The organism is Blastococcus aggregatus, from assembly GCF_900221005.1.
Lineage (GTDB): Bacteria > Actinomycetota > Actinomycetes > Mycobacteriales > Geodermatophilaceae > Blastococcus > Blastococcus aggregatus.
On record NZ_OBQI01000005.1, the window covers coordinates 134640 to 158030 of the forward strand.

General features: G+C 74.0%; 21 protein-coding genes. 2 read left to right on the forward strand and 19 right to left on the reverse strand.

All coding sequences use genetic code 11. The features are described from left to right. Window positions 1-20 precede the first annotated feature (20 nt). The gene (locus tag CRP29_RS16350; protein WP_097196139.1) at window positions 21-461 is read left to right on the forward strand and encodes a CBS domain-containing protein; all 441 of its coding nucleotides are present in this window, start codon (window positions 21-23) and stop codon (window positions 459-461) included. Here CRP29_RS16350 and CRP29_RS16355 read toward each other — a convergent pair. The 8 genes from CRP29_RS16355 to CRP29_RS16390 form a co-directional block, all read right to left on the reverse strand. Then, window positions 418-1827: an ATP-binding protein gene (locus CRP29_RS16355; RefSeq protein WP_097196140.1), complete on the reverse strand. Its 1410-nt coding sequence runs from the start codon at window positions 1825-1827 to the stop codon at window positions 418-420. The two genes, CRP29_RS16350 and CRP29_RS16355, sit on opposite strands and share 44 nt — an antisense overlap. Next, on the reverse strand, window positions 1824-3464 hold the full coding sequence (locus tag CRP29_RS16360; protein WP_097196141.1) for an FAD-dependent oxidoreductase: 1641 nt from the start codon (window positions 3462-3464) through the stop codon (window positions 1824-1826). The genes CRP29_RS16355 and CRP29_RS16360 overlap by 4 nt, the downstream gene beginning before the upstream one ends. A gap of 116 nt (window positions 3465-3580) precedes the next feature. Further along, window positions 3581-4909: an adenylate/guanylate cyclase domain-containing protein gene (locus CRP29_RS16365; RefSeq protein ID WP_245852896.1), complete on the reverse strand. Its 1329-nt coding sequence runs from the start codon at window positions 4907-4909 to the stop codon at window positions 3581-3583. Window positions 4910-4978: 69 nt separating this feature from the next. Continuing rightward, window positions 4979-6067: a pyridoxal-phosphate-dependent aminotransferase family protein gene (locus CRP29_RS16370; protein ID WP_097196143.1), complete on the reverse strand. Its 1089-nt coding sequence runs from the start codon at window positions 6065-6067 to the stop codon at window positions 4979-4981. Next, the gene (aspS, locus tag CRP29_RS16375) at window positions 6064-7809 is read right to left on the reverse strand and encodes an aspartate--tRNA ligase (protein WP_097196144.1); all 1746 of its coding nucleotides are present in this window, start codon (window positions 7807-7809) and stop codon (window positions 6064-6066) included. The genes CRP29_RS16370 and aspS overlap by 4 nt, the downstream gene beginning before the upstream one ends. A 56-nt stretch (window positions 7810-7865) precedes the next feature. After that, window positions 7866-8846: an aldo/keto reductase gene (locus CRP29_RS16380; RefSeq protein ID WP_097196145.1), complete on the reverse strand. Its 981-nt coding sequence runs from the start codon at window positions 8844-8846 to the stop codon at window positions 7866-7868. A gap of 2 nt (window positions 8847-8848) precedes the next feature. Next, a complete protein-coding gene (gene hisS, locus CRP29_RS16385; protein WP_097196146.1) occupies window positions 8849-10114 on the reverse strand; it encodes a histidine--tRNA ligase in 1266 nt (421 codons plus the stop codon). Continuing rightward, window positions 10114-10797: an MBL fold metallo-hydrolase gene (locus tag CRP29_RS16390; protein ID WP_097196147.1), complete on the reverse strand. Its 684-nt coding sequence runs from the start codon at window positions 10795-10797 to the stop codon at window positions 10114-10116. Before CRP29_RS16390 ends, hisS begins: the two co-directional genes overlap by 1 nt. A 168-nt stretch (window positions 10798-10965) precedes the next feature. Here CRP29_RS16390 and CRP29_RS16395 point away from each other — a divergent pair, with 168 nt between their 5' ends. After that, complete coding sequence (locus tag CRP29_RS16395; protein ID WP_097196148.1) at window positions 10966-11742, forward strand: peptidylprolyl isomerase; 777 nt, start codon at window positions 10966-10968, stop codon at window positions 11740-11742. 118 nt (window positions 11743-11860) lie between these two features. On the opposite strand, the gene CRP29_RS16400 is transcribed toward CRP29_RS16395, so the two are convergent. The 11 genes from CRP29_RS16400 to pdxS form a co-directional block, all read right to left on the reverse strand. After that, window positions 11861-14188, reverse strand: coding sequence for a RelA/SpoT family protein (locus tag CRP29_RS16400; RefSeq protein ID WP_281256813.1), 2328 nt, complete (start codon window positions 14186-14188; stop codon window positions 11861-11863). Between the two features lie 230 nt (window positions 14189-14418). Then, entirely contained in the window at window positions 14419-15018 is a 600-nt protein-coding gene (locus CRP29_RS16405; RefSeq protein WP_097196150.1) for an adenine phosphoribosyltransferase, read from the reverse strand. Beyond that, entirely contained in the window at window positions 15015-16382 is a 1368-nt protein-coding gene (gene secF / locus CRP29_RS16410) for a protein translocase subunit SecF (protein WP_245852897.1), read from the reverse strand. The genes CRP29_RS16405 and secF overlap by 4 nt, the downstream gene beginning before the upstream one ends. Further along, a complete protein-coding gene (gene secD / locus CRP29_RS16415; RefSeq protein ID WP_097196151.1) occupies window positions 16379-18055 on the reverse strand; it encodes a protein translocase subunit SecD in 1677 nt (558 codons plus the stop codon). The genes secF and secD overlap by 4 nt, the downstream gene beginning before the upstream one ends. Before the next feature lie 13 nt (window positions 18056-18068). Continuing rightward, window positions 18069-18392: a preprotein translocase subunit YajC gene (yajC, locus tag CRP29_RS16420; RefSeq protein ID WP_097196152.1), complete on the reverse strand. Its 324-nt coding sequence runs from the start codon at window positions 18390-18392 to the stop codon at window positions 18069-18071. A 164-nt stretch (window positions 18393-18556) separates the two neighbouring features. Further along, window positions 18557-19681, reverse strand: a complete 1125-nt coding sequence (gene ruvB / locus CRP29_RS16425; protein WP_097196153.1) for a Holliday junction branch migration DNA helicase RuvB — start codon at window positions 19679-19681, stop codon at window positions 18557-18559. Beyond that, window positions 19678-20316: a Holliday junction branch migration protein RuvA gene (gene ruvA, locus CRP29_RS16430; protein WP_097196154.1), complete on the reverse strand. Its 639-nt coding sequence runs from the start codon at window positions 20314-20316 to the stop codon at window positions 19678-19680. Before ruvA ends, ruvB begins: the two co-directional genes overlap by 4 nt. Continuing rightward, window positions 20313-20882 carry a crossover junction endodeoxyribonuclease RuvC gene (gene ruvC, locus CRP29_RS16435; RefSeq protein WP_097196155.1) on the reverse strand — a complete coding sequence of 190 codons (570 nt, stop codon included), beginning with the start codon at window positions 20880-20882 and terminating at the stop codon, window positions 20313-20315. The genes ruvA and ruvC overlap by 4 nt, the downstream gene beginning before the upstream one ends. Before the next feature lie 172 nt (window positions 20883-21054). Then, window positions 21055-21810 carry a YebC/PmpR family DNA-binding transcriptional regulator gene (locus CRP29_RS16440; RefSeq protein WP_097196156.1) on the reverse strand — a complete coding sequence of 252 codons (756 nt, stop codon included), beginning with the start codon at window positions 21808-21810 and terminating at the stop codon, window positions 21055-21057. Then, window positions 21807-22469, reverse strand: a complete 663-nt coding sequence (gene pdxT / locus CRP29_RS16445; protein WP_097196157.1) for a pyridoxal 5'-phosphate synthase glutaminase subunit PdxT — start codon at window positions 22467-22469, stop codon at window positions 21807-21809. The genes CRP29_RS16440 and pdxT overlap by 4 nt, the downstream gene beginning before the upstream one ends. Next, a complete protein-coding gene (gene pdxS / locus CRP29_RS16450) occupies window positions 22466-23362 on the reverse strand; it encodes a pyridoxal 5'-phosphate synthase lyase subunit PdxS (RefSeq protein ID WP_281256814.1) in 897 nt (298 codons plus the stop codon). Before pdxS ends, pdxT begins: the two co-directional genes overlap by 4 nt. Window positions 23363-23391: the final 29 nt, after the last annotated feature.

A 23391-nucleotide genomic window follows, 5' to 3' on the forward strand; every position in this document is an offset into this window, starting at 1 on the left:
CGACCGACGAGGAGCCCGAGATGCCCCCCTCCCCCTCCGCCCCCGACCTCACCGTCCGCGAGGTCATGCGCCCGGCGGTGACCACGGTGGAGCGCACCGCGCACGTCGCCGCGGCCGCCTACCTGATGAAGAGGTCGCACGACAACGCACTCGTGGTGCTCGCCGACAGCTCCTCCCGGGTTCCGGTCACCCTGGTCTGCGACGGCGACGTCACCCAGGCCGTCGCCGACGGGCGCGATCTCGAGCAGATCCGGCTGGTCGACCTGGACCTGCCGGTGATGGTGGGGCTGTCGCCGGACACCCCCGTGCCGGAGGCGGCCGAGCGGATGCTGCAGGCGGCGGTCGCCTACGCCCCCGTCGTGGAGGACGGCGCGCTGGTGGGGCTGGTGGACCTGGCGGCGCTGACCCGGGGGCTGCTCATCGGGCGGCGGCAGGACCGGCTGGCCGACGCGCGGCCCTGAGCTCCGCCGGGTCGTCGTCCCCCCGCGGCAGCACGACCCGTGCGCGGGTGACCCCGTCGGCCGAGGTGAGGGTCAGCTCGCCGTGGTGCTGCTGGGCGATCACGGCCAGCGCGGTGGTCAGGCCGAGCCCGGTGCCCTCCCCGACGGGCTTGGTGGTGAAGAAGGCGTCGAAGACGCGCTCGGTCACCTCCGGCGGGACCGGCGGGCCGGTGTTCTCGACGTCGACGAGGACCCGGTCGCCGGCGTCGGCGGTGCGGACGGTGATCGTGCCGTCGGTCCCCACGGCGGCGACCGCGTTGTCGAGCAGGTTGATCCAGACCAGGGCCAGGTCGGCCGGCCGGCCACGGACGGTGCGGGCGTCCGGGGAGAGGTCGCGCACCACGCGGACGCCGGGTGGGAGCTTGTGCCGCAGCAGCACCAGCGCCTGCTCCAGGCCGGCGTGCAGGTCCACCTCGGTCAGCCCCTGGTCGGCGGCGTAGGCGAGCGGGCGGACCCCGGTCACGATCCGGGAGAGGTGCTCGGCTCCGGTGAGGAGCTCCTCCAGCAGCCTGCCCACCTCGTGCTCGCGGAGGAACCGCCGCAGCTCGGCCGCCCGGTGCTCGCCCGGCAGCGCGGCGAGCGCCACCTCGAGCGCCGGCGCGGCGATCCCCGCGGCGGCCAGCTGCTCGGCCGCGGCCCGGCCGGTGCCCGGTGCGAGGCGGGCGAGGACGCCGGCCAGCGCGGTGGCCGCGTCGGCACGGGCGAGGGAGTCCGCGGGCGCCGGGCCGGCCAGCTCGTCCAGCGGCCCCGTACGCCGCTGCTCGGTCAGCAGGCGGCGCAGCCGGGCGGCGCTGCGCGACACCGCCGCCGCCGGGTTGTTGATCTCGTGCAGCAGGCCCGCGGCGAGCCCACCGAGGGCGGCCATCCGCTCCCGCTGGCGGAGCAGCCCCTCCTCGCGCGCCAGGCGGCGCGCGGTCGCCTGCAGCAGGGCCCGCGCCGAGTGCGGATGGGCCAGCAGGCGGTCGAGGGCGTCGACGTCGATGCGCTGCACCCGCGCCGCGGTGCGCGCCCGCACGGTCGCCGACCGCGGCACCCCCTGCAGCACGCCGAGCTCGCCCAGCAGGTCGCCGCGGGAGCAGAGGTTGAGCAGGACCGCCGGCCCGCCCCCGCCGCCCCGGGTGACCTCCAGCTGCCCGTCCAGCACGACGAGCATGGCGTCGGCCGGCGCGCCCTCGGCCATGAGCACCGCGCCCGCCGGCACCTCGAGCGTCCGCCCGCCGGCCGCCAGCGCGGCGACGTCGTCGTCGGGCAGCTGGGCGAACAACGGCGAGGTGCGCAGCGCGGCCACGACGTCGTCGGCCGGGACGTCGTCGACCGGGCCGGTCACCGCCCGGCCAGGCGCTCGTGGGCGAAGCTCACCGCCATCGCGCCCTCCCCCACCGCCGTGGCGATCCGCTTCACCGAGCCGGAGCGCACGTCACCGGCGGCGAACACCCGAGGCACCGACGTCTCCAGCGGGAGGGGCGGCACCGGCAGCGGCCAGTCCGGCGGGGACGCCCCCAGGTCCGCGCCGGTGAGCACGAAGCCGCGGGCATCCCGCCGCACCGCACCGTCCAGCCAGCCCGTGCGCGGCGCCTGCCCGATGAAGGCGAAGACTGCGTCCGCCGGCACCTCCCGCTCCTCGGTGCCGCTGCGCAGCCGCAGCGCCTCCAGCCGCTGCGTCCCGACGGCTCCGGCCACCTCCGTCCGCGGCGCGACCGTGATCCGGTCGGAGGCCTCGATCCGGTCGCTGAGGTAGCGGGACATGGTGCTGGTGAGGTCCGGGCCGCGGACGAGCAGCGTCACCTCGGCGGCGAAGGCGGAGAGGAAGACCGCGGCCTGACCGGCGGAGTTCCCGCCGCCCACCACGAACACCCGCCCTCCGGCGTGGTCGGCGGCCTCGGCCCGCCCGGCGCCGTAGTAGACCCCGCGGCCGGAGAGCTCGGCCGCGCCCGGGACCGACAGCGTGCGGTAGGTGACGCCGGAGGCGATGACGAGAGCCGAGGCGCTGACCTCCCCGCCGTCGGCGAGCCTGAGCACGGAGTAGGGATCGGCCCGCAGCAACCCCACCGCCTCCGCGGGCACGAGCATCTCCGCGCCGAACCGGGTCGCCTGCTCCCGGGCCCGGAGGGTGAGGTCGGCGCCGGAGAGCCCGACGGGGAAGCCGAGGTAGTTCTCGATCCGGCTGGTCGTGCCCGCCTGCCCGCCGGGCGCGTTGCACTCGAGCAGCAGCGTCGCCAGGCCCTCGGAGGCGCCGTAGACCGCGGCCGCCAGCCCCGCGGGGCCGGCTCCGGCGATGACGAGGTCGTAGGCGTCCCGCTCGGCCCGCACGTGCAGTCCGATGCGGGCGGCGAGCTGGTGCAGGTCCGGGGTCGTCAGCACCTCGCCGTCGTCGAGGACGACGACCGGCAGCTCGCCGGCACCGGCGCCGGCGAACTCGAGCAGCTCGCGGGCCTGTCCGTCGGCCTCCACGTCCATCCACCGGTAGGGCACGAGGTTGCGGGCGAGGAACTGGCGCAACTCGTGGGCCTCTGCCGACCAGCGGTCACCGATCAGCCGCAGGTTCGCGACCGGCGCCGGGCGCCGCCAGGTCTCCAGCAGGTCGTCCAGCACGGGGTAGAGCCGGTCCTCGGGAGGGTCCCAGGGCTTGAGGAGGTAGTGCTCCACGCCGGCGTCGTTGATCGCCCGGATGGCGGCATCGGTGTCGGCGTAGGCGGTGAGCAGCACCCGCCGGGCGTCGGGGTAGAGCCGCCGCGAGGCGCTCAGCAGCTCGACCCCGGTCATGCCGGGCATGCGCTGGTCGACCAGGAGGAGCGCGACCGGCTCCTCGCGCAGCCGCAGCCGGCGCAGCAGGTCCAGCGCCTGGTCGCCCGAGGGGGCGGTGAGCACCTGGTAGTGCTCGGCGTAGCGGTCGCGCAGGTCCCGCTCGACCGCCGCGAGCACGGGCGCGTCGTCGTCCACGGCCAGCAGCACCGGTCGGCCCATGACGGCTCCTCCGCGCGGGGGCGAGGTCGGGCACCGCGGGAGCCGCAGGTCCACGCGGAGCACCGCGGACGCTACGCCCGGCGGTCGGCGCTGACCAGCGACTCGACGCCCGCGTCTCAGCCGGCGACGGCGAACAGCGGCCAGGTGCCGGGCACACCCCGCAGCGGGCGCGTCCCCCGGTCGGCGAAGGCCAGCCCCGAGCCGATGACGAGGTCCTTGACGGTGCCGGACACCAGCACCTCGCCCGGCTCGGCCTCGGCCATCACCCGTGCGCCGATGTGCACGGCGAGCCCGGCCACCTGACCGCCGGCGAGCCGCTGCACCTCCCCGGCGTGCACCCCCACCCGCAGCCGCAGCCCGGCGCCGTCGGTGGCCTCGCGCAGTGCCAGCGCGCAGCGGATCGCCCGGATGGGGCCGTCGAAGGTCGCCAGCAGGCCGTCACCGGCGACGTCGACCTCGACGCCACCGAAGCGGAGCAGGGCGTCGCGCGCCAGGCCGAGGAAGCGCTCCCGGATGCCGGCCCACACGGCGTCACCGACGTCCGCGACGAGTTCGGTGGATCCGGCGACGTCCACGAACAGGACGGTGGCCAGCACGGTGCTCACCGGCGTCGGCGCCGGGCGGTACCCGGTCAGGAACTCCTCGATCTCGGCCAGCGGGGTCTCGGTGTCGCCGACGAAGAAGAGGTGGTCGGCGCCCTCGAGCTCGACCAGCCGCGCGTCGGGGAGGTGCTCCGCGAGGTAGCGGGCCACGGCGATCGGCACCATCCGGTCGCCGCGGCGGTGCAGCACGAGCGCCGGTACGCGGACGGCCGGCAGCACGTCCCGCATGTCGAGATCCTGGTAGTGACCCACCAGCCCCCGGGCCATGCCGGGGCTGGCCCCCAGTCGCTGTAGGGTCCCCCACCACGCCCGGAGCGCGGGGTCCCGCCGGCGGCTCGGCGCCCAGGCGCTGAGCCCCGCACCCTCGCCCCAGTGCTCGATGAGCCGGTCCAGCATCCCGGCCATGACCCCGGCGTCGACCCCCGAGGGGAACCCGGGCGCCTCGGTGATCCGTGGAAAGGCGCCGTAGAGCACGAGCGAGGAGACCCGCTCGGGGCGCTGCGCGGCGAACAGCATCGCCATCGCCCCGCCCTCCGAGATGCCGAGGATGGCCGCGCGCTCCGAGCCGGCGGCGTCCATCACGGCCGCGAGGTCGGCGGTGCGCTCCTCGAGCGTCGCGGGGCCGGGTACGGGGTCGGACAGCCCGGTGCCCCGCTTGTCGAACAGGATCAGCCGGGTGAACTCGGTGAGGCGCTCCATGAACGCCCGCAGCTCGGGCTCCTGCCAGTTCCAGTCGAGGTGCGAGATGAACCCCGGGGCGGCCACCAGGTCGAGCGGCCCCTGCCCGACCACCTGGTAGGCGATGGACAGGCTCCCGCTGCGGGCGTAGCGCGTCGGCACCACGCCGCGAGTCTGGCACCGGGGCCGCCCCAGCGGGCCCCTCCCGCCCACGCCCATGTGGAGTTGGCGGGGTCAGCGGGACAGGACGTCCTTCAGCGCGGCGAGGACGAGGGCGACGCGGTCGGGGGCGGCGTTGGGGCCCATGAGCCCGATCCGCCACACCGACGACGCGAAGGCTCCCGCACCCGCGCCGATCTCCAGGTCGTAGCGCTCGAGCAGCTCGGCCCGGACGGCCGCGGAGTCCACGCCGTCGGGGACCTTCACGGTGGTCAGCTCCGGCAGCCGCGAGCCCTCGTCGGCGAAGAGCTCCAGCCCGAGCTCGGCCAGCCCGGCGTGCAGCAGCCGGCCGGCCTCGGCGTGCCGGGCGTGGACGGCGTCCAGCCCCTCCTCGAGGATCCGGCCCAGGCCCGCGTGCAGCGAGACGACCATCCCGGTCGGGGCGGTGTGGTGGTACGTCCGCCCCGACCCTGCCGCCTCGCCCGCGTACCCGCCCAGCAGCCCCAGGTCGAGGTACCAGCTCTGCGGCCGCTCGATCCGGCGCGCCCACGCCCGGTCGTTGATCGTGAACGGCGCCAGCCCCGGAGGCACGCCGAGGCACTTCTGCGACCCGGAGTAGGCGAGGTCCACGCCCCACTCGTCCAGCCGCACCGGGATGCCGCCGAGCGAGGTGACGCAGTCGGCGAGCAGCAGCGCGTCACCCTTGCCGGCGGCGAGCGGCTCGAGGTCCGAGAGCACGCCGGTCGAGGTCTCCGCGTGCACCGCGGCGATCAGCTTCGGCGCCGGGTGCGCGGCCAGCACGCGGTCGGCGTCGATCGGCTGCCCCCACTCGTGCTCCACGGCCACGACCTCGGCGCCGCAGCGCGACGCCACCTCCACCATGCGCTGCCCGAACAGCCCGTTCACCGCGACGACGACGACGTCGCCCGGCCCCACGGTGTTGACGAACGCCGCCTCCATGCCTGCGGACCCGGTCGCCGACAGCGGCAGCGTGCGCCGGTTCGCCGTGCCGAAGACCTGCCGCAGCCGCTCGGACGTCTCGTCCAGGACCTGCAGGAACAGCGGGTCCAGGTGGCCGAGCAGCGGGAAGCCGAGCGCGACCTGCGCCTCCGGGTACGGGTTCGACGGGCCGGGACCGAGCAGGGTGCGGGCGCGCAGGCTCATGACGGGTCGGCCTCCGTGGGCTCCTCGGGCTGGGCGTCGATACCGGCCTCGCGGCGCTGGGCGTCGCTGATCGGCGTCGGCGCGCCGGTGAGCGGGTCGAAGCCGGCACCGGTCTTCGGGAAGGCGATGACCTCGCGGATCGAGTCCACGCCGGTCAGCAGCGCGGTGAGCCGGTCCCAGCCCAGGGCGGCGCCGGCGTGCGGCGGCGGGCCGTAGGCGAAGGCCTCGAGGAAGAAGCCGAACCGCTCCCGGGCCTCCTCGCGTGACATGCCCAGGGTCTCGAACACCCGCTCCTGCAGGTCGGCGTCGTGGATACGCACCGAGCCGCTCATGACCTCGTTGCCGTTGATCACCATGTCGTAGGCGTCGGACAGGGCCGCGCCCTTGTCCTCGGCGAACCGGTCGCGCCACTCGGGCGTGGGCGAGGTGAACGGGTGGTGCATGAACGTCCAGTCGCCGTCCTCGGTCTCCTCGAACATCGGGAAGTCGACGACGAACAGGAAGGACCAGGAGCCGGGCTCGATGAGCTCCAGCCGCTTGGCGATCTCGTTGCGGGCCGCGCCGAGCAGCTCCTGCGAGGAGCGGCGCTGGCCCGCGGCGAAGAACACGCAGTCGCCGGGCTTCGCGCCCACGGCCTCCAGCAGCCCGTCGCGCTCGGCCTCGGAGATGTTCTTCGAGACCGGGCCACCGAGCGTTCCGTCCTCGGCGATCGTCACGTAGGCCAGCCCGCGGGCGCCGCGGGACTTCGCCCAGTCCTGCCAGGCGTCGAAGGCCCGCCGGGGCTGCGAGCCGCCGCCGGGCATGACCACGGCGCCGACGTAGGGCGCCTGGAACACCCGGAACGGGGTGTCGGCGAAGTACGAGGTGAGCTCGGTGAGCTCGATGCCGAAGCGGAGGTCGGGCTTGTCGGACCCGAACCGGTCCATCGCCTCGCGGTAGGTCATCCGCGGGATCTCGGGCACCTCGTAGGACGCGAGCTCGCGCCACAGCGCCCGGACGACGTCCTCGGCGATCGCCAGGACGTCGTCGCGGTCGACGAAGCTCATCTCGAAGTCCAGCTGGGTGAACTCCGGCTGCCGGTCGGCGCGGAAGTCCTCGTCCCGGAAGCAGCGGGCGATCTGGTAGTACCGCTCCAGACCGCCGATCATCAGCAGCTGCTTGAACAGCTGGGGCGACTGCGGCAGCGCGTACCACTTGCCCGGCTGCAGCCGCACGGGGACGACGAAGTCGCGCGCGCCCTCGGGCGTCGAGCGGGTCAGCGACGGCGTCTCCACCTCGGCGAAGCCGTGCTCGTGCATGACGGCGCGGGCGACCCGGCTGACCTCCGAGCGCAGCCGCATGGCCCGCGCGGGGCCCTGCCGGCGGAGGTCGAGGTAGCGGTACTTGTAGCGGACGTCGTCGGACGCGGCCTGGTCGGTCTCGATGGGGAACGGCAGCGGCGCGGCCGAGGAGAGCACCCGCAGCTCCGTCGTCGCCACCTCGATCTGGCCGGTGGGCAGCTCCGGGTTCTCGTTGCCCTCGGGACGGCGGCGCACCTCACCGGTGACGAGCACGCAGTACTCGTTGCGCAGGTGGTGCGCCTCCTCCTCGCGGACGACGACCTGCACGTAGCCGGACGCGTCGCGCAGGTCGAGGAAGACCACGCCACCGTGGTCGCGGCGACGGGCGACCCAGCCGGCGAGGGTGACGGTGGTGCCGGCGTCGGCGGCGCGGAGGGCGCCGGCGTCGTGGGTGCGGAGCAAGGGATGTGGCCTCTCGGGGTGGTGGGTGGGAGGAATCGAGCAGAGAGGGAGGGCGGTTACCAGCGGTCGTGCACGTGGGCGCGGATGCGCTCGTCGTACAGCCGCTCGAGATCGGCGAGCTCGGTGTCGGTGAGGGGCGGCAGGGCGGCCGCGGCGACGTTGCCGCGGACCTGCTCGACGTTGCGCGCGCCGGGGATGACGGCGGTCACGCCGGGCTGGTCGATCACCCAGCGCAGCGCGAAGGCGCCCGTGTCGACGTCGCGGGCGATCGCGGCGACCTCGCGGGCGGCGGCCACGCCGACCTCGAAGGGCACTCCAGCGAACGTCTCGCCGACGTCGAAGGCCTCGCCGCCACGGTTGAAGTTCCGGTGGTCGTCGGCGGCGAACGTCGTCGACTCGTCGTACTTCCCGGTCAGCAGCCCGCTGGCCAGCGGCACCCGGGCCAGGACGCCGACGCCGGCGCGGGCCGCTGCCGGCAGCAGTTCCTCCAGCGGCTTGCGCCGGAAGATGTTCAGCACGAGCTGGATCGAGACGACGCCGGGGTGCTGCAGCGCGGTCAGCCCCTCGGCGACGGTCTCGACCGAGACGCCGTACGCGGCGATCGAGCCGTCGTCGACGAACGAGTCGAGTGCGTCGTACACCCGCTGATCGGAGTAGACGGCGGTCGGCGGGCAGTGCAGCTGCACGAGGTCGAGGGTCTCGACGCCGAGGTTCCGGCGGGACCGGTCGATCCACGCGCGCAGGTTCTCGGGCGTGTACTGCTCCGCCTCGAACGGGTCGGCGCGGCGGCCGGCCTTGGTCGCGACGAACGGCCGGTCCGACCGCGCGGCGAGCGCCTTCCGGATACGGACCTCCGAGCGCCCGTCGCCGTACACGTCCGCGGTGTCCAGCAGGGTGACCCCGGCGTCCAGGGCGGCGTCCAGCACCTCGGCGGCGGCGTCCTCGGGGACGTCGCCCCAGTCGCCGCCCAGCTGCCAGGTGCCCAGGCCGACGACGCCGACCTCGGCGCCGGTCCGCCCGAGCGGCCGCTGCTCCATCGTCACTCCCCCACCGTCGCACGCTTCAGCGCGTCGAACAGCTCGGCAACGGGGACGGTGGTCTGCTCGCCGGTGCGCATGTCCTTGAGCTGCCCGACGCCCTCGGCCAGGTCGCGCTCCCCGATGACGAGGACGTGCGAGGCACCCGACCGGTCGGCCGCCTTCATCGCGCCCTTGAGCCCGCGGTCGCCGTAGACGGTGTCGGCGGCGACCCCGGCCGAGCGCAGCTGCCCGACCAGCCGCACGGCCAGCCGCTTCGCCTCCGCGCCCAGCGGCACGACGAAGGCCTGCACGCCGGCGGTGGCGCCGAGGTCGAGGCCCTCGGCCTGCACCGCGAGCAGGGTGCGGTCGACGCCCACCGCGTAGCCGATGCCCGACAGGTCCGGACCGCCGAGCGCCGCGGAGAGCCCGTCGTAGCGGCCACCGCCGCCGATCGCCGACTGCGCGCCGAGACCTGCGTGCACGAACTCGAACGTCGTCTTCGTGTAGTAGTCCAGTCCGCGGACCAGCCGGGGTGCCTCGGTCCAGGTCACGCCGAGGTCGGTCAGGTGCTGGCGGACGGCGTCGTAGTGCGCCTTCGTGGAGTCCGAGAGGTGGTCGACCATCAGGGGGGCGTCACCGAGCTGCGCCTGCACCTCGGGGCGCTTGTCGTCGAGCACGCGCAGCGGGTTGATCTCCGCGCGCCGCCGCGTCTCCTCGTCCAGGTCGAGCTTCGCCAGGAAGTCCACCAGCAGCTCGCGGTACTGCGGGCGGCAGGTGGCGTCGCCCAGCGAGGTCAGCAGCAGCTCGAAGTCGGTCAGCCCCAGGTCGCGGAAGCCCTGCACGCCCAGCGCCACGACCTCGGCGTCCAGCGCCGGGTCGTCGACGCCGAGCGCCTCCATGTCCACCTGGGTGAAGTGCCGGTAGCGCCCGGCCTGCGGCCGCTCGTAGCGGAACGCCGAACCGACGGTCCACAGCTTCACCGGCAGCGCGCCCATGTGCAGGCGGTGCTCGATGAAGGCGCGCATGAGCCCGGCGGTGAGCTCGGGGCGCAGCGTCAGCGAGCGGCCGCCGCGGTCGTCGAAGGTGTACATCTCCTTCGTGACCACGTCGGTGGACTCACCGACCCCGCGGGAGAAGACGGCCGTCTCCTCGAACACCGGCGTCTCGACGTAGCCGTAGCCCGCCCGCCGCAGCGGCGCGGTGAGGGTGTCGCGGACGGCCAGGAAGCGGGCCGAGTCCGGCGGCAGCGTGTCGAACGTGCCCTTGGGTGCGGTCAGGTCCGCCATCAGAGCCCGCGCCCCTTGGGCTCCGCAGCGGCCTCGGCCAGATACGGGTTGGTGGCCCGCTCGCGGCCGATCGTCGTCGCCGGGCCGTGGCCGGGCAGCACGATCGTCTCGTCGTCCAGCGGGAGGACGACGTCACGCAGCGAGGTGAGCATCGCGTCCCACGACCCGCCGGGCAGGTCGACGCGGCCCACCGACCCGGCGAACAGCACGTCCCCGGCCAGCAGCCCCGGCGCCTCGCCCAGGTCCAGGGAGAACATCACCGAGCCCTGGGTGTGCCCCGGCGCGTGCCGCACGGTCAGGTCGACGCCGGCCAGCGAGAGCACCGCGCCGTCGTCCAGTCGCTTCACGTCGCTCGGATCCGGCAGCTTCAGCCCGCCGAGCAACGGCGCCAGTTGAGGGCCGTGCCAGCGCATCGGGTCCGACAGCATCCCGAAGTCGTCCGGGTGCAGGTAGGCGGGGATGTCGTAGCCCTCGCACACCGGGAGCACGGAGAAGGTGTGGTCGAGGTGGCCGTGGGTGAGCACAACGGCGACCGGCTTGAGCCCGTCGTCGGCCAGCATGCGGGCCAGCGGCTCGACGGCGTCCATGCCCGGGTCGACGACGACGCACTCCTGCCCGGGGCCGGACGCGACGGCATAGCAGTTGGTCCCGAAGGCACCGGCGGGGAACGAGCGGATGAGCACCCGTGCAGGTTACGCGGGCGCCCGCTCGTGAGCGGGCGTGCCAGGGCAGCGTGCATTCAGGGACATGACAGCCCGCCCACCTAGACTCCGTCGTCGACCGCGTCGAGCGGCGCCCCTTCTTCCGGGCCGCCGCCCCGCCGAGCAGCCGTCCGTCCGAGGAGTCCCACTGTGTCCACGAACAAGCAGCGCCGCGAGGCCGCCCAGCGCCACCTCCAGCGCCAGTTGGAGCGCCGCGCCGAGCAGGCCCAGAAGCGCCGCCGCACTCTGGGCATCGCTCTCGCCGCCCTCGCCGCCGTCGTGGTGGTCGCCGCCGTCCTGCTGATCAGCGGCGTGTTCTCCGGCGACGACGAGGACCCCGAGGCCGCCGCGCCGGAGAGCACCTGCGACTACGTCGCCACCGACCCCGGGGTGAACCCGAACCTGACCGACGTCGGGCTGCCGGACGGGAACCCGCCGACCGACGGCACGCAGGCGCTCACCATGTCCACCGACGCCGGGGACATCGGACTCACGCTCGACCGGGCCGCCGCCCCCTGCGCGGCCGGCGCGATCAGCTACCTCGCCGAGCAGGGCTTCTTCGACGGCACGGGCTGCCACCGGCTCACCACCAGCCCCGGCCTGCAGGTGCTCCAGTGCGGTGACCCGAGCGGCACCGGCCGCGGCGGCGCGGCGTTCGACTACCCGACCGCGGCGACCGGCGACGAGACCTACCCCCGCGGCACGATCGCCATGGCCAACTCCGGCCAGGGCTTCGACGGCAGCCAGTTCTTCCTGGTCTACGGCGACAGCCTCGAGGGCAACCCGAACTACACCGTCGTCGGCACGATCGACGAGGCCGGCCTCGGCGTCCTCGACGCCATCGCCGCGAAGGGCGTCGCCGACGGCGGCCAGGACGGCGCCCCGGCCGAGCCGGTCACCATCACGGCCATGACGCTCGCCGGATAGCTCAGCTCGACGGCCTCGGCCCCGTCCTCCCTCACCGCGCTGCGTCCTCCCTCACGGTGTGCGGTGAGGGAGGACGCTCGATGATCAGGTCACCTGATCCCAGCGCAGGGGGGGCCGATCAGGCGGTGACGCGCTCCACGTCGAAGACGCCGTCGACGTTGCGCACCGTCTGCAGCACCGCACCCAGGTGGGCGGGGTCGGCCAGCTCGAAGGTGAACCGGCTGATCGCGACGCGGTCGCGGCTGGTCTGCACCGACGCGGACAGGATGTTGACCCGCTCGTCGGCCAGCGCCTTGGTGACGTCGGAGAGCAGCCGGTGCCGGTCCAGCGCCTCGACCTGGATCGCGACGAGGAAGACCGAGCCCGGCGCGCTGGCCCACTCCACCTCGACCAGCCGCTCGGGCTTGCGCTGCAGGTCGCCGGCGTTCGTGCAGTCGGTGCGGTGCACGCTCACCCCGCCGCCGCGGGTGACGAAGCCCAGGATCTTGTCGCCGGGCACCGGCGTGCAGCACTTCGCCAGCTTGGCCCAGACGTCGGTCATGCCGTGCACGACGATGCCCGGGTCGCTACTGGACGAGCGGCGGGGCGTCGGCCGGTTGGTCGGGATCGCCGTCTCGGCGATGTCCTCGACCGCGCCCTCGGTGCCGCCGAGCGCGATCATCAGCTTCTCGACGACCGAGGCCGCGGAGATCTGGTTCTCCCCCACCGCCGCGTACAGGGCGGTGACGTCGGCGTAGCGGAGGTCCTTCGCCAGGGTGCTCAGCGCCTCGCCGCCCAGGAGCCGCTGCAGCGGCAGCCCGGCCTTGCGCATGGCGCGGGTGAGCGCCTCCTTGCCCGCCTCGACCGCGTCCTCGCGGCGCTCCTTGGTGAACCACTGGCGGATCTTGGTGCGCGCCCGCGACGACCCGACGAAGGACAGCCAGTCCTGCGAGGGCCCGGCGGTCGGCGACTTGGAGGTGAAGATCTCGACGACGTCGCCGTTGGAGAGCTTGCTGTCCAACGACACGAGCGAGCCGTTGACCCGGGCGCCGATCGTGCGGTGCCCGACCTCGGTGTGCACGGCGTAGGCGAAGTCGACCGGCGTCGACTCCCCCGGCAGGCTGACCACGTCGCCCTTGGGCGTGAAGACGAAGACCTCCTGCGGACCGAGGTCGTAGCGCAGGGTCTCGAGGAACTCGCCGGGCTCCTGCGCCTCGCGCTGCCAGTCCAGCAGCTGCCGCAGCCACAGCATGTCGTCGGGCGAGCCGACCTTGGGCGGCGCACCGAACTCGCCGGCGCTCGGCCGGCCCCCGGCCCGGGCGCTCTCCTTGTACTTCCAGTGCGCCGCGATGCCGTAGTCGGCCGTGCGGTGCATGTCGTGCGTGCGGATCTGCAGCTCCACGGGCTTGCCGTGCGGCCCGATCACCGTGGTGTGCAGCGACTGGTACATGTTGAACTTCGGCATCGCCACGAAGTCCTTGAAGCGGCCGGGCAGCGGCTGCCAGTGCGCGTGCATGATGCCCAGCGCGGCGTAGCAGTCGCGCACCGAGTCGACCAGGATCCGGATGCCGACGAGGTCCCAGATGTCGGTGAAGTCGCGGCCGCGGACGATCATCTTCTGGTAGATCGAGTAGTAGTGCTTGGGCCGGCCGGTGACGACCGCCTCGATCTTCGCCGCCTTGAGCTGCTCCTGGACGGTGGTGGTCACCTCGGCCAGGTAGGTGTCGCGGGACGGCGCCCGCTCGGCGACCAGCCGGACGATCTCGTCGTAGCGCTTGGGGTACAGCGTCGCGAACGCGAGGTCCTCGAGCTCCCACTTGATCGTGTTCATGCCCAGCCGGTGGGCCAGCGGGGCGAGGATCTCCAGCGTCTCGCGCGCCTTCTTCTCCTGCTTCTCGGGCGGGAGGAAGCGCAGCGTGCGCATGTTGTGCAGCCGGTCGGCGAGCTTGATGACCAGCACCCGCGGGTCGCGGGCCATCGCGACGATCATCTTGCGGATCGTCTCGGCCTGGGCTGCGTCGCCCAGCTTCACCTTGTCGATCTTGGTGACGCCGTCGACCAGGTGGGCGACCTCGGAGCCGAAGTCGGCGGTGATCGAGTCCAGCGTGACGCCGGTGTCCTCGACGGTGTCGTGCAGCAGCGCCGCCACCAGCGTCGTGGTGTCCATGCCGAGGCCGGCGAGGATCGTCGCGACGGCGAGCGGGTGGGTGATGTAGGGATCGCCGCTCTTGCGCTTCTGCGCGGCGTGCGCGGACTCGGCGACGTCGTAGGCCCGCTGCAGCAGGACGAGGTCGGCCTTGGGGTGGCTCTGGCGGTGCAGCGCGGCCAGCGGCTCGAGCACCGGGCGGACGACGGTGCTGCGCTGCCCGGCGACGATCCGGCGGGCCAGCCGGTCGCGCACGCGGCGACGAGGCGTGCCGGCGTCGCCGTCCCCGGGCTCGGCGCCGACGTCGTCCGGCCGGCGCACGGCCGGGCGCTCCGGGAGGGGCGGCCGGTGGGCCGGCGCGGGTGTCGCGACCGCACCCTGCGCCGCCGAATCCGGCGGGGTGCCGGGCGGCCCGGGACGTGCAGGAGCCGCATTTGCGGCTACGTCGGAGGCCACGGCGACTCCCGCGGGGTTCGAGGAGAGGAGGTCCCTGTCCATGCTAGCCGCGCCGGGCGTGGCGGGGCCGCACCCGGCGGGGCTCTCTCCCCCGGTCAGGTGGTCCAGAGCGCGTGCACGGCGTGCGGCGCGATCCGCTCCCGTCCGCCGAGCGCCGCCAGCTCCACGACGACCGACACCGCGGTCACGACGCCGCCCACCCGCTCCACCAGCTCGACCGCCGCGGCGAGGGTGCCACCGGTCGCCAGGACGTCGTCCACGACCAGCACCCGCTGCCCCGGCCGGATGGAGTCGGCGTGCAGCTCCAGCGTCGCGGTGCCGTACTCGAGCACGTAGTCGGCCGAGATCCGCTCCCGCGGCAGCTTCCCGGCCTTGCGCACCGGGACGACGCCGACCCCGGCCGCCAGCGCGACGGCGGCGGCGAGCAGGAAGCCGCGCGCCTCCACCCCGACGACGACGTCGAACGCGGGGGTCGCGTCGTCGGTGCCGGCCATCGCCGCGGCCCGGGGGTCGGACTCCGCCGGCGCGGCGAGCCCCTCCACCACGCGGGCGAACGCCGGGCCGTCGCCGAACACCGGCGTCAGGTCCCGGAACAGCACCCCGGGCTCGGGGTGGTCGGGGACGTCGACGGTCAGCGAGGCGATCAGCTCGTCCAGCGGCTGCTGCACCTGCTCCCCGGCCGCGGCCGCCGTCACCGGCGCTTCTTCCCGGACGGCCGCTGCGGACGGGCACCCGGCCGCGGCGCGGACGTGGCACCCGACTCGCGGCGCACCGACGCGGGCGACTCGACGACCACGTCGGCCTGCACCTCGGCGGGGAGCTCGGCGACGGCGGTGCCACCACCGGCAGCCGGCCGACGGCCGCGACGCGCGCTGGCCACCGGACCGGCCGGAGCACCCGAGCCGCCCTGGCGGGCGGCCGAGGAGCGACGGGCGAGCACCCGGCGGCGCAGCGCCTGGACCTCGGGCTCGCGCTCCTTGAGGTCGGCCACGATCGGCGTCGCGAGGACGATCGACGAGTAGGTGCCCGCCGCGAGCCCGACGAACAGCACCAGCGCCAGGTCCTTGAGCGTGCCGACCCCGAGCAGCCCGGCGCCGACGAACAGCAGACCGGCCACCGGCAGCAGCGCGATGATCGAGGTGTTGATCGAGCGCATCAGCGTCTGGTTGACCGCGAGGTTGGCCGCCTCGCTCCACGTCATGCGGGCCGACTTGTCCAGGTCCTTGACGTTCTCGTCCACCTTGTCGAACACGACGACGGTGTCGTACAGCGAGAAGCCGAGGATGGTGAGGAAGCCGATGACCGTGGACGGCGTCACCTCGAAGCCGATCAGCGCGTAGACGCCGGCGGTCACGATGATGTCGTGCAGCAGCGCGGCCATCGCGCCGATCGCCATCTTGAGCTGGAAGCGCACCGCCAGGAAGGCGACCACCGCCACGAGGAAGACGACGAGCGCGACCAGCGCCTGCTGGGTGATGTCCCGGCCCCAGTCGGCGCTCACCGACTCCGGGCTGACCTGGGACGGCTCCACACCGGCCGCCTCGGCGACCGCCTCGACCACGGCACGCTCGGCGTCGCCCTCCAGGGCCCCGGTGCGCAGCAGCACGGTGTCGCCACCGACGATCTGCGCCGAGGCGACGTCGGCCCCGGCCTCCTCGGCCGCCTCGCGCACCTCGGTGAGCTGCGACTGCTCGCCGGGCAGCCGGAAGCTGTTGCCGCCCTCGAAGTCGATGCCGAAGTTGAAGCCGCGGAACAGCATGGCGGCCAGGCACAGCAGCACGACCGCCGCGGTGATCTTGTAGACCAGCCGGCTGCGGCCGACGACGTTCAGCCCGGCCTCACCGTTGTAGAGCCGGTGCGCCAGTGAGGCACGCGGCATCCGGTACCGGTCGCCGGCGCCCTCGCGCGGCAGACCGGCCTCGGCCAGGTCGTCGTCCCCCATGGCGGCGGCGGCCTCGCTGCCGGCATCGCTGGCGTCGCGGGCCTCGTCGGCCTCGGTCCCGATCGGGACCGGCTCGTCCCCGGGCTCCCGGGCCTCGCCCAGCGCGTCGCGGGTCATGAGCTGCTCCTGTTCTGTGCCGGGGCGCCGGCTGCGGCACCGACCGGCTCGCGGTCCATGCGGGACGACGACGTCCAGCCCGACTTGTCGACCTGCCCCAGGCCGGAGATCCGGCCGCTGCCGAACCACCGGTACCGCGACAGCACCGACATCAGCGGGTGGGTGAAGAGGAAGACGACGACGAGGTCGAGGACCGTGGACATGCCGAGGGTGAACGCGAAGCCCTTCACGTCGCCGATGGCGAGCACGTAGAGGATCGCCGCGGCGAGGAAGCTCACCGCGTCGGCCGAGAGGATGGTGCGCCGGGCCCGGACCCAGGCACGCGGCACCGCGGAGCGGACGCTGCGCCCCTCCCGGATCTCGTCCTTCAACCGTTCGAAGTAGACGACGAACGAGTCGGCGGTGATGCCGAGCGACACGATGAAGCCCGCGATGCCGGCGAGGCTCAGCGTGAAGCCGATCTCGCGGCCGAGGACCACCAGGACCCCGTAGACGACGACGCCCGACAGCACCAGGCTGGCGATCATCACCAGGCCCAGAGCCCGGTAGTAGAGCAGCGAGTACACGAAGACCAGGGCGATGCCGAGCGCGCCCGCGATGAGGCCAGCGCGCAGCTGCTCCTCGCCGAGCTCGGTGGAGATCGACTGGGCCGTGGCCTGGGTGAAGCTCAACGGCAGCGCGCCGTACTTCAGCTGGTTGGCCAGCTCGGTGGCCGACTCCTGGTCGAAGCTGCCGGTGATCTCCGTGCCGCCACCCAGGATGGCGGAGTTGATCGTCGGCGCGGAGATGACCCGGCCGTCGAGGGTGATCGCGACCGAGTTGCCGATGTTGGCCGAGGTGAACTCGCCCCAGGCGCGGGTGCCCTCGCGGTTGAAGTCGAGGTTGACGACCCACTCGCCGGTGCCGGCGCGGGTGCCGGCCGAGGCGTCGGTGACCGACGTGCCCTCGACGACGGCGGGGCCGAGGAGGTACTTGAACTCGCCGTCCTCACCGCAGGCGGCGACGTGGTCGTCCGGCCGCGCGACGTCGCTGGTGGCCGCACCGCCGCAGGTCAGCGCGTCGAAGGCGACCTGCGCCTCCTCCTGCGTGATCGCCGGGGCGTCCGGGGCGCGGGTCGGCGCCGCGGTGTCCGCACCGTCGGTCGGCGCCGCGGCGTCGGTGGGCTCGGCCGGGTCGGTGGGCTCGGCCGGGTCGGTGGGCTCGGCGCCGTCCGTCGGCTCGGCGCCGTCGGTCGGCGCCGCCGGCTCGGTCGCCTCGGCGCCGTCGCTGGGAGCCGCGTCCTCGGCAGGCGCCTGATCGGCCGGCTGGATGTTCAGCACCGGGCGGAACCGCAGCTGGGCGGTCTCGCCCAGCTCGCGCGCCTGGTCGCCGTCGTCGCCGGGGACGGAGATGACGATGTTCGAGTCGCCCTCGGTGACCACCTCGGCCTCGGCGACGCCGAGGCCGTTCACCCGCTGCTCGATGATCTGGCGGGCCAGCTCGAGGTCCTCGCGGTCCGGCGCGTTGCCGTCGGGCGTCCGGGCGGTCAGCGTGACCGTCGTGCCGCCGCGCAGGTCCAGCCCGAGCTGGGGCGTCCGGTCCGAGCCCGCGAAGAAGACGAGGCCGTAGAGCACGGCCAGGATGAGGACGAACGCCCCGAAGTACCGGCGGGCCGGCAACGAGCGGTTGGCCACGGGAACTCCCCGATCAGAGGGTGTCGTCGGCCGGGCGTCCCCCGGCCGAACCGGGAGCGTCGTCGCCGGGGATCCCCGTGGCCGGCTGGCGGATCTCGAGGATCGCCTGCCGGGCGAAGGTCACGACGACGCCGGGCGCGAGCTCGAGGTCCACGGTGCCCTCGCCGAGCCCGGCCACCGTGGCGTGCATGCCGCTGGTGGTCATCACCGGCGCACCCACGGTCAGCGACTCCTGGAGCGCCTGGGCCCGGGCCTGCATCGTCTTGCGCTGGCGTGCCGGGAGCACGAACAGCAGCACGGCCAGCAGGACCAGCATGATCAGAGGGAAGAACTCCACGACAGGTGTGCCTCTCTACCGCGCGTGCTGCTCCGCGGTGGGTGCGGCCCGAGGGGCCGCTCGGGTACTCGGTTGCCTGCGCGCATCCGGACCACGGCACGCGGCGACCCGGTAGGGGCGCGCACGGCCGCGGCCTCTCCGTGTGCGCGCCAGCGTCCCGGAGTCTAGGCGTCGAAGAGCGGCTCTGACGACGAGCCTGCGCCCGGTGGGTCTGCTGTGACCCGGCCGAGCGGAATCCCGCCGCGGGGCACCGCCAGCCCCAGGTGCCGCCAGGCCGCCTCGGTCGCGACCCGCCCACGGGGGGTGCGCGCGAGCAGACCCGCGCGGACGAGGAAGGGCTCGCAGACCTCCTCGACGGTGTGCGGCTCCTCCCCCACGGCGACGGCCAGGGTGGCGACGCCGACCGGGCCGCCGCCGAACTTGGTCACCAGCGCCTCGAGCACCTCGCGGTCGAGCCGGTCCAGCCCGAGGTGGTCGACGTCGTACAGCGCGAGCGCGGCCTCGGCGACGGCGCGGGTGACCCGGCCGTCGGCCTCCACCTCGGCGTAGTCGCGGACCCGGCGCAGCAGCCGGTTGGCGATCCGCGGCGTGCCGCGCGACCGCCCGGCGATCTCCGCCGAGCCCTCGTCGGTGAGCTCCACGCCCAGCAGGTCGGCGCTGCGCGCGAGCACCAGCTGCAGCTCGGCGGGCTCGTAGAACTCCATCTGCCCCACGAACCCGAAGCGGTCGCGCAGCGGTCCGGTGAGCAGGCCGGCCCGGGTGGTGGCGCCGACGAGGGTGAACGGGTTGATCTCCAGCGGGATCGCCGTTGCACCGGGCCCCTTGCCGACGACGACGTCGACCCGGAAGTCCTCCATCGCCATGTACAGCAGCTCTTCGGCCGGGCGGGCGATGCGGTGGATCTCGTCGATGAACAGCACGTCACCGGGCGAGAGGTTGGACAGCATGGCCGCGAGGTCGCCGGAGCGCTCGATGGCCGGGCCGCTGGTGATCTTGACCGCCGTCCCCAGCTCCGAGCCGATGATCAGGGCCAGGCTGGTCTTGCCGAGCCCCGGAGGGCCGGAGAGCAGCACGTGGTCCGGCGGGCGACCGCGCCGCTTCGCGCCCTCCAGCACCAGGGCCAGCTGCCGGGCCACCTTGGGCTGGCCGATGAAGTCGTGCAGCGAGTGCGGGCGCAGCGCCGATTCGACGACCCGCTCCTCGTCACCGGCCTGCGGGGACACCGCCCAGTCCTGGCCGACGTCGCCGTTCACCTCCCCGGTCAGCGACCGGTCGAACGGGGCGCTCATGCCCGGCCCAGCAGCTGCAGGGCGCGGCGCAGCAGCACGGCGACCTCCACCGACCCGGTCTCCACGATCTGGGCGTCGGCGACCGGCGCCAGCTCGACGACCGCCGTCTCCGCCTCCTTGCCCGACCAGCCCAGGCCGACGAGGGCGGAGGTGAGCTGGTCACGCCACGGCGCGACGGGCGTCACCGACGGGAGGCCGGCGGGCGCCGGGCCGTCCAGCGAGGTGTCGGTGCTGATCGAGCCCAGCCGGTCGCGCAGCTCCAGGATGAGCCGCTCCGCGCCCTTCTTGCCGATGCCGGGCACCTGCATGAGCGCCTTGACGTCGGCCAGCGAGACCGCGCGGCGCACCTCGCGGGGCGGGTGGATGGCCAGCACCGCCTGGGCCAGGCGCGGGCCGACGCCGTTCGCCGTCTGCAGCAGCTCGAACAGCTGGCGCTCGTCGTCGTCGGCGAACCCGTAGAGGGTCAGCGAGTCCTCGCGCACGATCAGGCTGGTCGACAGCCGGGCGTTCTCGCCCACCTGCAGCCGGGCGATCGTGCCCGGCGTGCACTGCACCGCCAGGCCGATCCCGCCCACCTCCACCACCGCGCCGTCGGGCGAGACCGCGGCCACCCGGCCGTTCACGCTGGCGATCATCGGGCCGCCACCCCCTGCCAGCGGGGCAGCGTGCGCTGCACGACGGGCGCGCCGATGCCGCCGGCGAGGGCGGCCGTGCGCAGCCGCTGCTGGGCCGGGCCGCGCCACACGTGGCAGACGGCCAGCGCGAGAGCGTCGGCGGCATCCGCCGGCTTCGGCGCCTCGGTGAGGCCGAGCACGCGGGTGACCATGAGGGTGACCTGCTCCTTGTCCGCGCGGCCGTTGCCCGAGATGGCCGCCTTGACCTCGCTGGGTGTGTGCCAGGCGACCGGCCGGTCGGCCTGCGCGGCGGCCAGCGCGGCCACGCCAGCGGCCTGCGCGGTCCCCATGGCGGTGCCCTTGTTGTTCTGGGTGAAGACCCGCTCGATGGCGATCACGTCGGGCCGGTGCTCGCGCAGCAGCGCGGTCACCGCGGTGTGCAGCTCGAGCAGGCGCAGCTCCAGGTCCAGCTCCGCCAGGGTGCGGATCACGCCCACCCCGATCGCCGTCGGCCGGGCGCCGGGGCGGCCGTCGACCACGCCCCAGCCGCACCGGGTCAGCCCCGGATCGATGCCGAGCACCCGCATGGCCACGCTCCTAGCTTCGCACGAACACCTGTTCGATCCGAACGCTAGCCCGCACACCCGACAGCCCCGGCACGACGCGCCGGACCGCCGTCACGCGTCGATGTCTCTGGACGCCTTCCGGTGCCGGTCCGCTCCTCGGTCGCTGGCGCTCCCTGCGATGCTCCCACCACCGTCAGGCGTCGATCGTCTCCATGACCTCGTCGGACACGTCGTAGTTCGCGTAGACGTTCTGGACGTCGTCGAGGTCCTCGAGGGCGTCGATGAGGCGGAAGACCTTGCCCGCGCCGTCCGCGTCGAGCTCGACCTGCACGCTGGGCAGGAAGCCCATGTCGGCGGAGTCGTAGTCGATGCCCGCATCCTGCAGGGCGGTGCGCACGGCCACCATGTCACCGGGCTCGCTGACGACCTCGAGGCTGTCGCCGAGGTCGCGCACCTCCTCGGCGCCGGCGTCGAGGACGGCGAGCAGGACCGAGTCCTCATCCACGCCGTCGGACTTCGGCACGACGACGACGCCCTTGCGGGAGAAGAGGTAGGAGACCGAGCCGGGGTCGGCCATGTTCCCGCCGTTGCGGGTCATGGCGGTGCGGACCTCCATGGCCGAGCGATTCTTGTTGTCCGTCAGGCACTCGATGAGCACGGCGACGCCGCTGGGGCCGTAGCCCTCGTAGGTGATGCCCTGGTAGTCGACGCCGCCGGCCTCGGCGCCGGACCCGCGCTTGACCGCGCGGTCGATGTTGTCGTTCGGCACCGAGCTCTTCTTCGCCTTCTGGACGGCGTCGTAGAGCGTCGGGTTGCCGGACAGGTCTCCGCCGCCAGTGCGGGCCGCGACCTCGATGTTCTTGATCAGCTTGGCGAAGAGCTTGCCGCGCTTCGCATCGATGCCGGCCTTCTTGTGCTTGGTCGTCGCCCACTTGGAATGGCCGCTCATGAGATCTCCTCCTCGGTTCCGGCGGCGACGCCGGCCTGCTGGGCTGGGCGCGCGGCGACCCGACGTCGGACGATGTCGACGAACAGCGCGTGCACCCGGCGGTCCCCGGTCAGTTCGGGGTGGAAGCTCGTGGCCACCAGGTTCCCCTGGCGGACCGCGACGATCCTACCGTCGGCCGCTCCCCCCACGATCCTGCCGAGGACGACGACCTCGTCGCCGGCCTCCTCGACCCACGGCGCCCTGATGAACACCGCGTGCAGCGAGCCCCCACCGAGGCCCGCGAGGTCGATCTCGGACTCGAAGCTGTCCGCCTGCCGACCGAAGGCGTTGCGGCGGACGGTGACGTCCAGACCGCCGATCGTCTCCTGGTCCTGCGGCGCGTCGAGCAGCCGGTCGGCGAGCAGGATCATCCCCGCGCAGCTGCCGTACACGGGCAGCCCGGCCCGCACTGCGGCGCGCAGCGGGTCGAGCAGGCCGAACCGGCGGGCGAGCTTGGCGATCGTCGTGGACTCCCCGCCGGGGAGGACCAGCCCGTCGACGGCGGCGAGCTCCTCGGGCCGCCGCACGGCGACCGCCCCGGCACCCTGGTCCCGCAGGGCGGCCAGGTGTTCCCGGACGTCGCCCTGCAGCGCGAGCACCCCGATGAGGGGCCGGGTCACCAGCCGCGGGTGGCGAAGCGCTGGTCGGCCGGCAGCGTGGAGACGTTCAGCCCCACCATCGCCTCACCCAGACCGCGGGAGACCTTGGCGATCACGTCGGGGTCGTCGTGGAAGGTCGTCGCCTGCACGATGGCGGCCGCGCGGAGCGCCGGGTCGCCGGACTTGAAGATGCCGGAGCCCACGAAGACGCCCTCGGCGCCCAGCTGCATCATCATCGCCGCGTCCGCGGGGGTGGCGATGCCGCCGGCGGTGAACAGCACGACCGGCAGCTTGCCCAGGCGGGCCACCTCGACGACCAGGTCGTACGGCGCGCGCAGCTCCTTGGCCGCGACGAACAGCTCGGTCTCGTCCATGGTGCCCAGCGCCCGGATGCCTGCGCGGATCGAGCGCATGTGCCGGGTGGCCTCGACGACGTTGCCGGTGCCGGCCTCGCCCTTCGAGCGGATCATCGCCGCGCCCTCGGAGATCCGGCGCAGCGCCTCGCCCAGGTCGGTGGCGCCGCAGACGAACGGCACGGTGAACTCGGACTTGGCGATGTGGTGGGCCTCGTCGGCCGGCGTCAGCACCTCGGACTCGTCGATGTAGTCGACGCCGAGGGACTGCAGGACGCGGGCCTCCACGAAGTGGCCGATGCGCGCCTTGGCCATCACCGGGATCGAGACCGCCCGGATGATCCCGTCGATCATGTCGGGGTCGCTCATCCGGGAGATGCCGCCCTCGGCGCGGATGTCGGCCGGCACCCGCTCCAGCGCCATGACGGCGACCGCCCCGGCGTCCTCGGCGATCTTCGCCTGCTCGGGGGTGACGACGTCCATGATGACGCCGCCCTTGAGCTGCTCGGCCATGCCGCGCTTGACGCGATCGGTACCGGTGGAGGGGGTCTGCGCAGACACGGGGATGGCCTATCGGCTCGGAGGGAGGT

What these genes read in the sequence shown, in the direction of transcription:
- CRP29_RS16360 (WP_097196141.1), bottom strand. Translation starts at nt 3,464, where the DNA reads ATGGGCCGACCGGTGCTGCTGGCCGTGGACGACGACGCGCCCGTGCTC.
- ruvC (WP_097196155.1), bottom strand. Translation starts at nt 20,882, where the DNA reads ATGCGGGTGCTCGGCATCGATCCGGGGCTGACCCGGTGCGGCTGGGGC.
- CRP29_RS16350 (WP_097196139.1), top strand. Translation starts at nt 21, where the DNA reads ATGCCCCCCTCCCCCTCCGCCCCCGACCTCACCGTCCGCGAGGTCATG.
- CRP29_RS16440 (WP_097196156.1), bottom strand. Translation starts at nt 21,810, where the DNA reads ATGAGCGGCCATTCCAAGTGGGCGACGACCAAGCACAAGAAGGCCGGC.
- secF (WP_245852897.1), bottom strand. Translation starts at nt 16,382, where the DNA reads ATGACCCGCGACGCGCTGGGCGAGGCCCGGGAGCCCGGGGACGAGCCG.
- hisS (WP_097196146.1), bottom strand. Translation starts at nt 10,114, where the DNA reads ATGGCGGACCTGACCGCACCCAAGGGCACGTTCGACACGCTGCCGCCG.
- CRP29_RS16380 (WP_097196145.1), bottom strand. Translation starts at nt 8,846, where the DNA reads ATGGAGCAGCGGCCGCTCGGGCGGACCGGCGCCGAGGTCGGCGTCGTC.
- ruvB (WP_097196153.1), bottom strand. Translation starts at nt 19,681, where the DNA reads ATGAGCGCCCCGTTCGACCGGTCGCTGACCGGGGAGGTGAACGGCGAC.
- CRP29_RS16370 (WP_097196143.1), bottom strand. Translation starts at nt 6,067, where the DNA reads ATGAGCCTGCGCGCCCGCACCCTGCTCGGTCCCGGCCCGTCGAACCCG.
- ruvA (WP_097196154.1), bottom strand. Translation starts at nt 20,316, where the DNA reads ATGATCGCCAGCGTGAACGGCCGGGTGGCCGCGGTCTCGCCCGACGGC.